Source organism: Streptococcus sp. HMSC034E12, assembly GCF_001835915.1.
GTDB lineage: Bacteria > Bacillota > Bacilli > Lactobacillales > Streptococcaceae > Streptococcus > Streptococcus vaginalis.
In genome coordinates this window covers 34860-49564 of the sequence record NZ_KV826440.1, presented here as the reverse complement: position 1 = coordinate 49564, position 14705 = coordinate 34860, and the positions used below count along the sequence as shown (strand labels likewise).

At 40.0% G+C, this 14705-nt stretch carries 10 protein-coding genes and 1 pseudogene; all 11 read left to right on the top strand.

Annotation, left to right across the window (positions count from 1 at the left end):
* Window positions 1-31: 31 nt before the first annotated feature.
* The 11 genes and pseudogenes from HMPREF2574_RS05035 (at window position 32) to secA (ending at window position 14684) form a co-directional block, all read left to right on the top strand.
* Window positions 32-1930 carry a sucrose-specific PTS transporter subunit IIBC gene (locus HMPREF2574_RS05035; protein WP_024052694.1) on the top strand — a complete coding sequence of 633 codons (1899 nt, stop codon included), beginning with the start codon at window positions 32-34 and terminating at the stop codon, window positions 1928-1930.
* A 275-nt stretch (window positions 1931-2205) separates the two neighbouring features.
* A complete protein-coding gene (scrK, locus tag HMPREF2574_RS05030) occupies window positions 2206-3105 on the top strand; it encodes a fructokinase ScrK (protein WP_024052693.1) in 900 nt (299 codons plus the stop codon).
* Window positions 3106-3172: 67 nt separating this feature from the next.
* On the top strand, window positions 3173-3583 hold the full coding sequence (locus HMPREF2574_RS05025) for a peptide deformylase (RefSeq protein WP_024052692.1): 411 nt from the start codon (window positions 3173-3175) through the stop codon (window positions 3581-3583).
* A gap of 156 nt (window positions 3584-3739) precedes the next feature.
* On the top strand, window positions 3740-4198 hold the full coding sequence (locus HMPREF2574_RS05020) for a MarR family winged helix-turn-helix transcriptional regulator (protein ID WP_024052691.1): 459 nt from the start codon (window positions 3740-3742) through the stop codon (window positions 4196-4198).
* On the top strand, window positions 4191-5957 hold the full coding sequence (locus HMPREF2574_RS05015) for an ABC transporter ATP-binding protein (RefSeq protein WP_024052690.1): 1767 nt from the start codon (window positions 4191-4193) through the stop codon (window positions 5955-5957). The genes HMPREF2574_RS05020 and HMPREF2574_RS05015 overlap by 8 nt, the downstream gene beginning before the upstream one ends.
* Complete coding sequence (locus HMPREF2574_RS05010; protein ID WP_070812237.1) at window positions 5947-7707, top strand: ABC transporter ATP-binding protein; 1761 nt, start codon at window positions 5947-5949, stop codon at window positions 7705-7707. The genes HMPREF2574_RS05015 and HMPREF2574_RS05010 overlap by 11 nt, the downstream gene beginning before the upstream one ends.
* Window positions 7708-8064: 357 nt before the next feature.
* A pseudogene (locus HMPREF2574_RS05005) lies at window positions 8065-8190 on the top strand (PTS cellobiose transporter subunit IIC); the annotation flags it as partial.
* A 33-nt stretch (window positions 8191-8223) separates the two neighbouring features.
* On the top strand, window positions 8224-8949 hold the full coding sequence (locus HMPREF2574_RS05000; protein WP_070812236.1) for a GntR family transcriptional regulator: 726 nt from the start codon (window positions 8224-8226) through the stop codon (window positions 8947-8949).
* A gap of 30 nt (window positions 8950-8979) precedes the next feature.
* Complete coding sequence (gene manA / locus HMPREF2574_RS04995; RefSeq protein WP_024052685.1) at window positions 8980-9924, top strand: mannose-6-phosphate isomerase, class I; 945 nt, start codon at window positions 8980-8982, stop codon at window positions 9922-9924.
* A gap of 266 nt (window positions 9925-10190) precedes the next feature.
* Complete coding sequence (locus HMPREF2574_RS04990; protein WP_024052684.1) at window positions 10191-12038, top strand: APC family permease; 1848 nt, start codon at window positions 10191-10193, stop codon at window positions 12036-12038.
* 126 nt (window positions 12039-12164) lie between these two features.
* Window positions 12165-14684 carry a preprotein translocase subunit SecA gene (gene secA / locus HMPREF2574_RS04985; protein ID WP_024052683.1) on the top strand — a complete coding sequence of 840 codons (2520 nt, stop codon included), beginning with the start codon at window positions 12165-12167 and terminating at the stop codon, window positions 14682-14684.
* The last annotated feature ends 21 nt before the right edge of the window (window positions 14685-14705 follow it).

Here is a 14705-nt window from a genome sequence, read left to right as displayed (position 1 = left end):
AATTTTAATTATTTTCAATAAGGAGATGCAAATGGAAAATAAGGACATTGCAAAAGCAGTCATTGAGGCCATTGGCGGACGTGACAATGTAAGTAGTGTTGCTCACTGTGCGACCCGTCTGCGTGTCATGGTTAAAGATGAAGCTAAGATTGATAAAGACAGAGTTGAGAATCTTGAAAAGGTTCAGGGGGCTTTCTTTAACTCAGGTCAATATCAAATTATCTTTGGTACTGGTACAGTGAATAAAATCTATGATGAAGTGGTAGAGCTTGGTTTGCCTACATCTTCAACTGGTGAGCAAAAAGCAGAAGCAGCTAAAAAGGGAAATTGGTTCCAACGTGCCGTCCGTACATTTGGTGACGTATTTGTGCCAATCCTGCCAGCAATCGTAGCAACAGGTCTCTTTATGGGGATTCGTGGCGCGATTAATAACGATACGATTCTTGGGTTATTTGGAACAACTTCAAAAGCCTTTGCTGCGTCAGACTTCTATACTTACACAGTTGTGTTGACAGATACAGCTTTTGCCTTCTTCCCAGCTTTGATTTCTTGGTCAGCTTTCCGAGTATTCGGTGGGAATCCAGTGATCGGTATTGTACTTGGTTTGATGTTGGTAAATACCGCCCTTCCAAATGCTTGGGATGTAGCTTCTGGTGCTGCAAAGCCAATCATGTTCTTTGGTTTCATTCCAGTAGTTGGTTATCAAAACTCAGTATTGCCAGCCTTCTTCATTGGACTACTTGGTGCGAAACTTGAAAAATGGTTGCATAAGAAAATTCCAGATGTGCTTGATTTGCTTGTTGTGCCATTCTTGACCTTCCTTGTGATGTCAGTTCTTGGACTCTTTGTCATTGGGCCAATCTTCCACTCACTTGAAAATGTCATTCTTGCTGCGACAAAAGCTATTCTTGCCTTACCGTTTGGTTTAGCTGGTCTCATCCTTGGTGGTGTGCATCAACTTATCGTGGTAACTGGTGTTCACCATATCTTCAACTTACTAGAAGCACAATTGATTGCAAATGAAGGAAAAGATGCCTTTAATGCGATCATCACAGCTGCTATGACTGCCCAAGCGGGTGCAACTCTTGCAGTTGGTGTAAAAACAAAATCTAAAAAACTAAAAGCTCTTGCCTTTCCGGCTGCTCTCTCTGCAGGTCTTGGAATTACTGAACCAGCTATTTTCGGGGTAAACTTACGTTATGGTAAACCATTTGTACTTGGTCTTGTTGCCGGTGCTGCTGGTGGTTGGTTAGCTTCTATTCTTGGACTTGCTGGTACTGGATTTGGTATTACCATTATCCCAGGTACGCTTCTCTATCTGAATGGTCAAGTTCTTCAATATATCTTTATGGTACTTGTCACTACTGGTCTTGGATTTGGTTTGACTTATGCGTTTGGTTACAAAGATGCTGAAGAAGAAGTGACTGAAGCAAAAGAAGTAGTAGAAGCTAATGAAGCAGCTGCGCCAGTTCTTGCTGATGAAACAATTGTTTCTCCAATCGTTGGTCAAATGTTTGACTTGAAAGATGTCAATGACCCAGTGTTCTCAAGTGGTGCTATGGGACAAGGAATCGCAGTGAAACCTAGTGAAGGTGTTGTGTATGCTCCTGCGGATGCAGAAGTGACAATCGCATTTGCAACTGGTCACGCTTACGGTTTGAAAACGGCAAAAGGTGCTGAAATCTTGATTCACGTAGGTATTGACACAGTTTCTATGAACGGTGACGGATTTGATCAAAAAGTTGCTCAAGGTGATAAGGTGAAAGCTGGCGATGTTCTTGGTACATTTGACGCTGCGAAAATTGCAGCTGCTGGTCTTGATGACACAACTATGGTGATTGTTACCAACACAGCTGATTATGCTTCTGTTACTCCTGTTGCAGAGGGTACAGTAGCGAAAGGCGATGCTGTGATTGAGCTAAAAGCCTAACCGTATAATGTGATAAGAGGCTGAGCAAAAGGGTTCAGCTTCTTCACTTTTGGTTAACAAAACACATTAACACAGAGGTTGATTGTTTTCTTTGCTCGCTTCACGTCTCAAAGTTGTCAATCAACTGTGCAGGGGTGGGAAACGAGCTCATTTCAGTTCTTTCCCACTCCCTTTTCTTTGAAAAAGAGAAGGAAAAGTAAGATTTTTACTCAGAAGTCATACGAAGATATGCTATAATGAATAGAGAAGAAAACAAAATAAAAAGAGGTCTTGAAATGACAAAATTGTATGGAAGCCTAGAAGCTGGCGGTACAAAATTTGTATGTGCGGTTGGAGATGAAAATTTTGAAGTAATTGAAAAAACACAATTTCCAACGACCACACCGATTGAAACGTTAGATAAGGCAATTGCATTTTTCTCTCGTTTTGAGAATTTAGCTGGCCTTGCGGTTGGTTCATTTGGTCCGATTGACATTGCTCCTAATTCAAAAACGTATGGTTTTATTACAACGACACCTAAACCACACTGGGCAAATGTCGATATTGTCGGTGCTTTGCGACGTGCTTTAAATGTACCGATTTACTTTACGACAGATGTTAATAGCTCTGCTTATGGTGAAGTAGTGGCACGAAATAATGCAGGCGGACGCATTGAAAATCTAGTTTACTATACGATTGGGACGGGGATTGGAGCCGGTGCTATTCAACGTGGTGAATTTGTTGGTGGGACGGGTCATCCAGAAATGGGACATTACTATGTTGCGAAGCACCCAATGGATGTGGAAAAAGAATTTAATGGAGTGTGTCCATTCCATAATGGCTGTTTAGAGGGATTAGCTGCTGGACCTAGTTTAGAGGCCCGGACAGGCATTCGAGGTGAAAATATTGAACTAAACAGCTCTGTTTGGGATATTCAAGCCTATTATATTGCGCAAGCAGCAATTCAAGCGACAGTGACTTTCCGACCAGATGTGATTGTCTTTGGTGGAGGTGTTATGGCGCAACAGCACATGTTGGATCGCGTTCGTGAAAAGTTCACAGTTTTGTTGAATGGTTATTTGCCTGTTCTAGATGTACGTGATTACATTGTAACGCCAGCGGTTGCAGGAAATGGGTCAGCGACACTTGGAAACTTTGTCTTAGCTAAAAAAGTCAGCGAAAAAGCCAAAGGATAATTGAGTAATTGAGAGCAAGTGAGTGAATATTGAATAAGCTTGCTCTTTTTTTGATATAAGGAAGAAATTGATTAAACCAATTGTAAAAGATATGTTGGTTTTGCAGCAGAAAGCACAACCAGCAAGCAAAGAAGATGTCGAAATTGGGCAAGATTTGTTCGATACCTTAAGAGCGAACAAAGATAAGTGTGTCGGAATGGCAGCCAATATGATTGGAGTGCAGAAGCAGGTCATTATTTTTATGTATGGTATGGTGCCTGTTATCATGTTCAATCCTATTTTGAGAAGGAAGTCATCTCCTTACCAAGCGGAAGAATTCTGCTTGTCACTTGTGGGGAGTCGCTCGACCACTCGTTATAAAGAGATTACAGTTGAATATTTGGACCAACATTGGCAAAAACAAACGCTGACTTTGAAAGATTTTCCCGCACAAATCTGCCAGCATGAACTGGATCATTTGGAAGGGATTTTGATTTAATGACCTGAAAACTCAGCTTTTATAGTACGGGGTTTTTAATTGGTCAAAAAAATAGTTCTCATAGGAACTTTTTTCTTGACATTCGTTTGAATTATAGTAGAATAGTTCTCATGAAAACAAAATAGTTCTCTAGAGAACTATTTGAAAGGAAGTCAAATGGAAAAACCATTATTGGAATTCAAGCGATTTGGACGGAAGACACATCTGATGATTCAAAAAATTGCCAAAGAGCGAGGGATTGAATTTATGGCGGGTCCACAAGGACAAGTATTGCATTTTGTGAATCATCGAGAAGATTGTGACAAGATGACCTTTATTAAAGATATTGAGCAGGAGTTGGGCATTACTAAGTCCGTTGCCAGTAATTTAATGAAGCGAATGGTGAAGAATGGCTTGATTTATCTGGAAGTGAGTGAGACTGATAAACGCGCTAAGATTATTCGTTTAACGCCGGAATCAAAAGAGCGCATGAATAAAATTCGTGATTTTTTTGATGAAATGGATCATTGCCTATTGACAGATATTTCAGAAGAAGATTTGGTTACTTTTTTTCAAGTGATGGGGAAATTTTACCAGAATATTGAAAAATTAGAAAAAGGAGAAGCGAATGGTTAAATTGTTTAAACGTTTAACTGTCAAAGAAGTAGGGCTGATTATCATCAGTATCTTATTTACTTGTTTGGCAGTTTATTTGGACTTAGAGGTTCCAACCTATATTTCAAAAATTACGGAACTCCTACAGACGAAAGGAACGGTCGTTTCTGATTTGTGGAATCCGGGCTTGAAAATGATTGGATTGTCATTTGCTAGTTTTCTCAGTGCTGTGGTAGTTGGTTTTATTGCGGCTAGATTGGCAGCTAGCTTTACAACGAGCTTGCGCTCAGATATTTTCAATCGTGTACTGGATTATTCAAATGCTGAGATTAAGAGATTTTCTATTCCAAGTCTTTTAACGCGGACAACCAACGATCTTACGCAAATTCAGCTCATGATTACCATGGGCTTGCAAGTTGTGACGCGTGGGCCGATTATGGCGATTTGGGCGATTACAAAAATCATTGGGAAATCAGAATACTGGCTGTGGGCAGTTATTGTGGCGGTTATTGTGAATATTATCATGACAACAGTTCTGATGACGTTGGCCTTTCCAAAGCAATCCGTTATTCAACGGTTGACTGATAAGTTAAATAGTATTACGCGTGAAAGTCTAACAGGGATTCGTGTTGTTCGGGCTTACAATGCTGAAGACTATCAAGATGATAAATTTGCAGGAGCTAATGATGAAGTGACTCGTTTGAATCTCTTTGTCAGTCGTCTCATGGCGATTTTAAATCCGATTATGATGGGGATTTCGAGTGGTTTGACCTTGGCAATATACTGGATTGGTGCTTACTTGATTCAAGATGCAGCTTTACCAGGACGTTTGCCAATCTTTAGTGACATGGTTGTCTTTATGTCCTATGCTATGCAGGTCGTAATGGGCTTCATGCTCATGGCTGCTCTGTTTATCGTTCTTCCTCGTACCTTGGTGTCTGCCGGACGGATCAATGAAGTGCTTGATTTATATTCAACGATTGAGTCTCCAACGGAGCCAAAAATAGCGAAAGATGTCAAAGGGGAAGTGGTATTTGACAATGTGTCTTTCCGCTATGCTAAAAATTCTGAGGCTGTTATCGAACATGTTAGCTTTACAGCTAAAGCAGGTGAAACCGTAGCTTTCATTGGATCAACCGGTTCTGGGAAATCCACTTTAATCAGCTTAATTCCTCGTTTCTATGATGTGACAGAAGGAAAAATTTTAGTGGATGGCGTAAACGTCAAAGATTATCAGCTGGAAGATTTGCATAATAAAGTTGGCTACATTCCACAAAAAGCTGTCCTCTTCTCTGGTGATATCAAGAGTAATTTAGACTTTGGGCAAAGCAATGAAAGCCCATTGGATGACGAAAAAATGTGGGCTGCACTTGATTTGGCACAGGCTAAATCATTTGTTGAAGAAAAAGAAGACGGTTTGCAATCTGAAGTTGCACAAAGCGGTACGAATTTCTCTGGTGGGCAAAAGCAACGTTTGGCGATTGCGCGTGCGCTTGCTCGCAAGCCTGAAATTTTGATTTTTGATGATTCGTTTTCAGCGCTGGACTATAAGACAGACCGCATTTTGCGGGAAGAATTAGCGAAAAAAGTGAAAGATACAACCAGATTGATTGTGGCGCAACGGATTTCAACGATTATGGATGCCGATCAGATTTTGGTACTGGATAAAGGAAAAGTAGTTGGTCAGGGTACTCATAAAGAATTGCTGGCAACGAACGCAGTTTATCAAGAAATTGCTTACTCACAATTATCGAAGGAGGAATTGGAAAATGGAAAATAAAAAATCGTCTTTATTTAGCCAAGTGAAACCTTATCTCAAAGGTTTTCAGCTTCCATTGCTCATTGCATTTGTGGGAGCGGCAGTGTCTAGTATTATTACGGTTTATGGACCGGACAAATTAAAAGAAATTACCAACCTTATCACAGAGGGGATGCGAAGTCAGATTGATTTGAAATCAATCTCCAACATTGCTCTTTTCTTAGCGATTTTGTACGCAGCAGGTGCTTTGTTAAATTATGTTCAATCTTTTATCATTTCATCTGTTATTCAGCATTTCTCCAAGCGCTTGCGGACTGCTATTGCTGAAAAAATCAATAAATTGCCTCTACGCTATTTTGACAGCCATTCCCAAGGGGACACTCTTTCACGGGTCACAAATGACGTGGATACTGTTGGGCAATCTTTGAACCAAAGTTTAGGAACGGTGATTTCATCAAGTTTACTGCTTATTGCGGTTCTCTTTATGATGTTTTACAATAATGTGGTCTTGTCCTTTGTAACGATTAGCTCAGTCTTGATTGGCTTTGTCTTTGTTGCTTTGATTATGGGAAAATCTCAACGATTCTTCCGAGCACAACAAGAAAATCTTGCCAGCGTCAATGGCTATGTGGAAGAAATGTACTCTGGGCATAATGTCATTGTCAGCTACAATGCCACAGACGAATCCAAAGTAGCCTTTCAAACACTTAATACTAACCTTTACAACAGTATGTGGAAATCACAATTCATTTCAGGGATTATGATGCCGCTTATGATGTTTGTAGGGAACTTCGGTTACGTTATGGTTGTTTTGGTTGGAGCGAGCATGGCCTTGAATGGCGATGTCACTATGGGAACTATTGTTGCTTTTATGGTATATGTACGGATTTTCTCTCAACCGTTGTCACAAATTGCACAAGGGATTACTACTCTTCAACAAGCTAGCGCTGCTATGGGACGCGTATTTGAATTTTTAGCAGAGCCTGAAATGGAAAATGATGAACACAAAGCGCAACAACTCACGACCCTAAAAGGAGATGTTGCCTTTGATAAGGTATTCTTTGGTTATAATCCAGATCGAACGATTATTCATGATTTCTCTGCCAATGCAAAAGCAGGACAAAAAATTGCCATTGTCGGCCCGACCGGTGCTGGGAAGACGACCATTGTTAACTTGCTCATGAAATTTTATGAGATTGATAAGGGACGCATTACAATTGACGGTGTTGATACGAAGCAAATGAAACGTTCTGAGGTACACGATGCCTTCTCCATGGTTCTCCAAGACACCTGGTTATTTGAGGGAACGATTAAGGAAAATTTGATTTACAATCAGAAAAATATTTCTGACGAAGCAGTTGTGGCAGCTGCCAAAGCTGTTGGGGTTCATCACTTCATCAAGACTTTGCCAAAAGGATACGATACGGTGCTGGACGATACAGTAAGCCTTTCTGTGGGGCAAAAGCAATTGTTGACCATTGCGCGTGCACTTCTTAAGGATGCTCCCTTACTTATCTTGGATGAAGCGACTTCATCTGTTGATACGCGGACAGAAGAATTGATCCAAAAAGCGATGGATAAGTTGATGGAGGGAAGGACTTCTTTCGTCATTGCTCACCGCTTGTCGACCATTCGTAATGCTGATTTGATTTTGGTCATGCGTGATGGTAATATCATTGAACAAGGAAATCACGTTCAATTGATGGGAAAAAATGGCTTCTATGCTGATCTTTACAATAGTCAATTCGATGAAGACGCAGAGTATGCGTAAAATGAATTGAAGATAGTAAGTAAGACAGAAATTCTTCTTGGTCAAAATGATCTGAGAAGAGTTTCTGTTTTTTGACTGTTGATTTACTTTTTTTGTTAGAAAAGGAATAGTTGAACACAAACTCCCCAAGGTATCAGAATCCTTGGGGAGTTTTGCTAAATTCAATCTTCAAAATCATTTTTGTCAGATAGTTCTTTTCAGATAGTTCTTTAAAGAAATGACCTGTATTTTCTCCTTTATAAAAAATTCTATATTATAATATTATGATTCTATATTTTTGGTAAAAAGCCAACCTTTTATTAGAAAAGTATAGACATTTATTTTAAAATATAGTATAGTTAGAGTATCAAGGAAAAAAGTGGTATGATGGCAACTAATTCCATTTTAGGTGGTGTCCTTCAGTTAGTGGATATGGTGATTGTTGGATTTATCTGGTATCCATTCCTTCGTATGCTGGACAAACAACCTGATTCTGTATTATAATGAGATGAATGACAGATTTGCAGGAGCTATCATATGCCTAAATACGAAGAAATAGCAAATATACTTCGAGATAGAATAGCAAATGGAGTCTACCCAGTAGACTCCATGTTGCCTATTCAGTCTGAATTATCAAAAGAGTTCGGTGTTAGCCGAATGACTATAAAAAAAGCTGTTGAGATTCTAACCATTGAGGGATTGATTTTTTCCAAACAAGGAAATGGAACGAGAGTGTTAAATTCCTCTTTTTGGGATAAAGAAGATTCAAAATTTCGCTTGAATAATTACAATGGCTTGAGTCAAGATTTCAAAAATGATGACCGAAAATTAACGAGCCAGATTATTCAGTTTGCAGTTGAATTCCCAGAAGCCGAGATTGCAGAGCGCCTGCAAGTGGAAGTGACGACGCCAGTTTATAAAATCATACGTTTGCGTTTGATTGATGAGAAGCCCTATGTGTTGGAACACACTTATATGCCGTGTGATTTGGTGCCAGGATTGGATGAGAGTATTTTACTTCAGTCTATCTATGCTTATTTATGGGATGAATTAAACTTAAAATTTGCCGGAAGTTATCACCATATCACAGCTGAAAAGCCAGATGAATATGATAAAATGTATCTGGACTGTCAAAATGCCGATCCACTTTTGCAGGTTGAACAAGTTGTTTATCTCGAAAATGGGCGTCCGATTGAGTACTCGAGAAGCCGCAATCGCTTTGACACGAGAGGGTATTCGCTTTTAGATGTTAAAAATATTTAAGTTGTTTATACAATATTAAAGGAGGAAATGATGTCAGAACCATTGTTTTTACAATCTGTTATGCAGGAAAAAATCTGGGGCGGAACGAAGCTACGAGATGAATTCGGCTATGAAATTCCCAGTGATAAAGTAGGCGAATACTGGGCGATTTCGGCTCATCCACACGGAGTATCTACTATAAAAAACGGTCGCTTTGCTGGTATGGGCTTGGATCAGCTCTATGCAGAACACCGAGAGTTATTTGGTAACAGCAGCGAGCCTGTTTTTCCGCTTTTAACCAAAATCTTGGATGCCAATGATTGGCTCAGTGTTCAGGTTCACCCAGATGATCATTATGCTATGGAGCACGAAGGCGAGTTGGGAAAAACAGAGTGCTGGTATGTGATCGCTGCAGATGAAGGAGCAGAAATCATCTATGGGCACAATGCCAAGTCACGAGAAGAGTTGCGCCAGCAGATTGAAAAGAAAGAATGGGACAAACTATTAACCAAGGTGCCAGTCAAGGCTGGGGATTTCTTCTATGTTCCAAGCGGTACTATGCATGCCATTGGATCGGGTATTTTGATTTTAGAAACGCAACAGTCTAGCGACACCACCTATCGTGTCTACGACTTTGACCGAAAAGATGCTAAAGGCAATCTGCGCGAGCTGCATTTAGAAAAATCCATTGATGTGCTCAATATCGGTGCGCCGGCCAATAGCCGTCCAGTCACAGTGAAAGCAGATGATTTGACCTCAACGCTTTTAGTAGCTAGTGATTTCTTTGCTGTTTACAAATGGGAAGTATCAGGAAAAGTGGATATCGAGAAAACAGCTGCTTATTTGCTAGTAAGTGTGCTAGCAGGGCGAGGTGTGCTGACCGTAGATGGGGAAACGTATCCAATCGCAAAAGGAGACCATTTTATCCTACCAAGCGATGTGGAAGAGTGGACTTTCGAGGGGAAAGACCTTGAAATGATTGTTAGTCATCCGTAATATCTTTTATATAGAAAACCAGAGGTTAGGGAAAAGTCCGTAACCTCTTTAAAATTATAAGTCTAAAGCATCATGATGCAGTGATTCATTAGTTTGTCTATTTTTTTTACAGATGATTTCCAAGCAATGATTTCAGTCTATTTTGCTATCTTACTTATGCAGAAATTATCAGTTATATTAAAAAATGATGTCATTTTCAGAAAATGTTGATAGTATTTCAAAAAAGCGTTATAATGGCTAATATTGAAAAATTTAGGAGAAAAAATATGTTTTCCAAGTTGAAGAACATTTTTATCGGGCGCCCTTTGAAATCAAGTGATGAGGGAGATGAAGGGAATTTACTCACTAAGCTACAAGCCTTGGCTATGCTGTCAAGTGATGCTCTGTCTTCGATTGCCTATGGTCCTGAACAAGTTGTTTTGGTTTTGGTATCCGTATCTGCTGGTGCAATTTGGTGGTCTTTGCCAATCGGTATTGTGGTGCTGATTTTGCTGGCTAGTTTAACCATTTCATATCGTCAGGTGATTCATGCTTACCCACAAGGCGGTGGGGCTTATATGGTTACAACGGAAAATCTTTCCCCTAAAGCTGGTCTAATTTCAGGTGGTAGTTTGCTAGTTGATTATATGTTGACAGTAGCGGTATCTGTTTCTTCTGGAGCGGATGCGATTACGTCAGCAATTCCTGCTTTGCACCCGTACAATTTGCACATTTCGATTGTTTTAGTGCTGATTTTAATGTTAATGAATTTACGTGGCTTGCGGGAATCGGCGGTTTCTCTGATGATTCCAGTTTATTTGTTCATCGCAAGTACCGTTTTCTTAATTGGCTTTGGTTTATTGCAATTATTACTGGGGAATTTATCCTACCATGCAACAGCTCCGATTGGAAAATCTATCTCAGGTGTTAGTTTAGTGCTCCTGCTACGTGCATTTACGAGTGGTTCGGCTTCTCTGACAGGTGTGGAAGCTATTTCAAATTCTGTACCATTTTTCAAAACACCCAAAGCTGAAAATGCAGCGAAAACCTTGGCAATTATGGCAGCCATTTTAGGTTTCATGTTTGCTGGTATTACTTTTTTAAACTACTGGATTGGCATCGTTCCGGTAAAAGGCGTTACAACGCTCGCTCAAATGGCGCAAACTATTTTGGGAAATTCACCTATTGGACGACTTCTATTTTATATTTTCCAATTATCAACAGCTCTCATCCTTGCTGTAGCAGCTAATACAGGCTTTTCGGCCTTTCCCATGTTATCCTACAATATGGCAAAAAATAAATATATGCCACACATGTATATGGAAAAAGGAGCACGCCTTGGTTATTCAAATGGGATTCTGACTTTAGCTATCGGTGCTATTCTTCTTTTGCTAATTTTTAATGGGAATACTGAACGGCTCATTCCACTTTATACCATTGGTGTATTTGTGCCGTTTGCTCTTTCTCAAACGGGAATGGTCGTGCATTGGCGCAAGCAGTATGGAAAACATTTCTTGAAATATTCAGTAGCAAATATTTTAGGCGCTGCTATTTGTTACACCATTGTAGCGATTTTGCTACTTTTTCGTTTGCGAGATATTTGGCCATTCTTTCCGATTATCATCGTTTTATTATGGATTTTCTTGAGTATTAAAAATCATTACAATAAAGTAGCGAAACAGCTACGTTTGAATGAAGAAATTGAACGCGTAGACTATGCAGGAAATCTGGTTTTGGTGCTTGTCGGGAATGTCACACGAGTTAGCGCTGGTGCGATGAATTATGCCCGTAGTATCGGTGATGAAGTGATTGCTATGCACGTATCTACCAAAGAAACACAAGAAAAAGACGAAGAAGTAGCTAGTGAATTTAAACAATATTTTCCAGATATTCAATTTGTAAATGTGGAAACAAGCTACCGTAATATCATCAGACCAACCGTACAGTATGTGACAAAAATCGCTCGTGGTGCGCAGAAGAAAGGTTATACCGTAACAGTGCTAGTACCACAATTCATTCCAAGTCATAGTTGGCAAAACATGCTACACAATCAAATGAGCTTGAAATTGAAATATTTCCTCAGATGGCATGAAAATGTCGTTGTAGCCAGCTATTCTTATCACTTAAAAGAGTAAGAACATAAAACGGCAGTTTTGAATGGAACTGCCGTTTTATCCTTTTATTTTCTTGAAAGATACAGTGAAAAATGCTATAATGAAAAGAACATTTTAAAATAAGAATTATTACAAGTAAGGAAAGAAATGGCGAATATTTTAAGAACAATTATCGAAAATGATAAAGGTGAATTAAGAAGATTAGAAAAAATGGCAAAGAAAGTCATGGCGTATGAAGATGAAATGGCTGCTTTGTCAGATGAAGCTTTGAAAGCAAAGACGGATGAATTTAAGCAACGGTATCAAAATGGCGAGTCATTAGATGACTTGCTTTATGAAGCTTTTGCGGTTGTTCGTGAAGGTGCAAAGCGTGTGTTAGGACTTTTCCCTTACCCAGTACAGATTATGGGTGGGATTGTCTTACACCATGGAGATGTGCCAGAAATGCGTACAGGGGAAGGAAAGACCCTGACAGCAACCATGCCAGTTTATCTGAACGCCTTGTCTGGAGAAGGGGTTCACGTTGTCACAGTAAATGAATATCTGACAGAGCGTGACGCAACGGAAATGGGGGAACTGTACTCTTGGTTGGGGCTTTCTGTTGGTATCAACCTTGCTGCAAAGTCATCCGCAGAGAAAAAAGAAGCCTATGAATGTGATATCACGTATTCAACCAATGCAGAGATTGGTTTTGACTATTTGCGTGATAATATGGTGGTGCGTGCTGAAAACATGGTGCAGCGTCCGCTAAACTACGCTTTGGTCGATGAGGTGGACTCCATTTTGATTGACGAAGCTCGTACGCCTTTGATTGTGTCAGGACCAACTTCGTCTGATACAAACCAACTTTATCACATGGCAGATAGCTTTGTGAAGTCTCTTAATAAAGATGACTACATCATTGATGTGCAGTCTAAAACCATTGGACTTTCTGACTCTGGGATTGATAAAGCAGAAAGCTACTTCAAGTTAGAAAATTTGTATGATATTGAAAATGTAGCGCTGACTCACTTTATTGACAATGCCCTTCGTGCAAACTATATCATGCTGTTAGATATTGACTATGTGGTGAGTGAAGAGCAAGAAATTTTGATTGTGGACCAATTTACAGGTCGTACAATGGAAGGTCGCCGGTATTCAGACGGACTTCACCAAGCAATTGAAGCCAAAGAAGGTGTGCCAATTCAGGATGAAACGAAGACTTCGGCTTCTATCACTTATCAAAATCTATTCCGTATGTACAAGAAATTGTCAGGAATGACAGGGACAGCTAAGACAGAAGAGGAAGAATTCCGCGAAACCTATAATATTCGGGTTATTCCGATTCCGACAAATCGTCCAGTAGCTCGTATTGACCATCCAGATCTTCTTTATCCAAGTATTGAGTCTAAATTTAAAGCGGTTGTTGAGGACGTGAAAGCTCGTCATGAAAAAGGACAACCTGTTCTTGTAGGAACAGTCGCAGTTGAAACAAGTGATTATATTTCTAAGAAACTAGTAGAAGCTGGTATTCCGCATGAAGTATTGAATGCGAAGAATCACTATAAAGAAGCGCAAATCATCATGAATGCCGGGCAACGTGGCGCGGTAACGATTGCAACCAATATGGCTGGTCGTGGTACAGATATTAAGCTTGGTGAAGGGGTTCGTGAACTTGGTGGACTTTGCGTTATTGGTACAGAACGACATGAAAGCCGTCGTATTGATAATCAGCTTCGTGGTCGTTCAGGTCGTCAGGGAGATCCAGGGGAATCGCAATTTTATCTGTCACTTGAAGATGAGCTCATGCGTCGTTTTGGATCGGAACGGATTAAAGCTGTTTTGGATCGCATGAACCTCAGCGAAGAAGAGTCTGTTATCAAATCTCGTATGCTGACGCGTCAAGTAGAAGGAGCTCAAAAGCGTGTTGAAGGGAACAACTATGATACACGTAAACAAGTCCTTCAATATGATGATGTTATGCGGGAGCAACGTGAAATTATCTATGCGCAGCGTTATGATGTCATTACGGCTGATCGTGATTTGGCACCGGAAATTCATGCCATGATGAAGCGAACAATCAACCGTTTTGTGGATGGCAACAGTCGTGCAGAACAAGATGAAAAATTAGAAGCAATTGTTAATTTTGCAAAATACAATCTTGTTCCAGAAGAATCTATTGAAATCGCAGATTTAGAAGGCTTGTCTGATGAAGATATCAAGGCTGATTTATACAAACGTGCCTTGGAGGTTTACGATAGTCAAGTGGCGAAACTTCGCAATGAGGATTCCGTCAGAGAATTCCAAAAAGTTCTAATTTTGCGCGTCGTGGATAGCAAATGGACTGATCACATTGATGCTTTGGATCAACTTCGGAACGCAGTTGGACTTCGTGGTTATGCTCAAAATAACCCAGTCGTTGAATATCAAGCTGAAAGTTTCCGTATGTTTAATGATATGATTGGTTCGATCGAATTTGATGTGACGCGTTTGATGATGAAGGCTCAAATTCACGAGCAAGAACGTCCACGTACGGAGCATCATATCAGCACAACAGCGACACGCAATATTTCAGCACAAAAATCAGTCTTACCGAGCGATATTGATTTGACAAAAGTGAAGCGCAATGACTTGTGTCCATGTGGTTCTGGTAAGAAATTTAAAAATTGTCATGGACGCCACAGATAAGTAGTGTAAAGAGGAGGAGAT

Excerpts from the sequence above, each read along its gene's own strand:
- HMPREF2574_RS05035 (WP_024052694.1), top strand. The coding sequence starts at position 32 with ATGGAAAATAAGGACATTGCAAAAGCAGTCATTGAGGCCATTGGCGGA.
- scrK (WP_024052693.1), top strand. The coding sequence starts at position 2,206 with ATGACAAAATTGTATGGAAGCCTAGAAGCTGGCGGTACAAAATTTGTA.
- HMPREF2574_RS05020 (WP_024052691.1), top strand. The coding sequence starts at position 3,740 with ATGGAAAAACCATTATTGGAATTCAAGCGATTTGGACGGAAGACACAT.
- HMPREF2574_RS05015 (WP_024052690.1), top strand. The coding sequence starts at position 4,191 with ATGGTTAAATTGTTTAAACGTTTAACTGTCAAAGAAGTAGGGCTGATT.
- HMPREF2574_RS05010 (WP_070812237.1), top strand. The coding sequence starts at position 5,947 with ATGGAAAATAAAAAATCGTCTTTATTTAGCCAAGTGAAACCTTATCTC.
- HMPREF2574_RS05000 (WP_070812236.1), top strand. The coding sequence starts at position 8,224 with ATGCCTAAATACGAAGAAATAGCAAATATACTTCGAGATAGAATAGCA.
- manA (WP_024052685.1), top strand. The coding sequence starts at position 8,980 with ATGTCAGAACCATTGTTTTTACAATCTGTTATGCAGGAAAAAATCTGG.
- HMPREF2574_RS04990 (WP_024052684.1), top strand. The coding sequence starts at position 10,191 with ATGTTTTCCAAGTTGAAGAACATTTTTATCGGGCGCCCTTTGAAATCA.
- secA (WP_024052683.1), top strand. The coding sequence starts at position 12,165 with ATGGCGAATATTTTAAGAACAATTATCGAAAATGATAAAGGTGAATTA.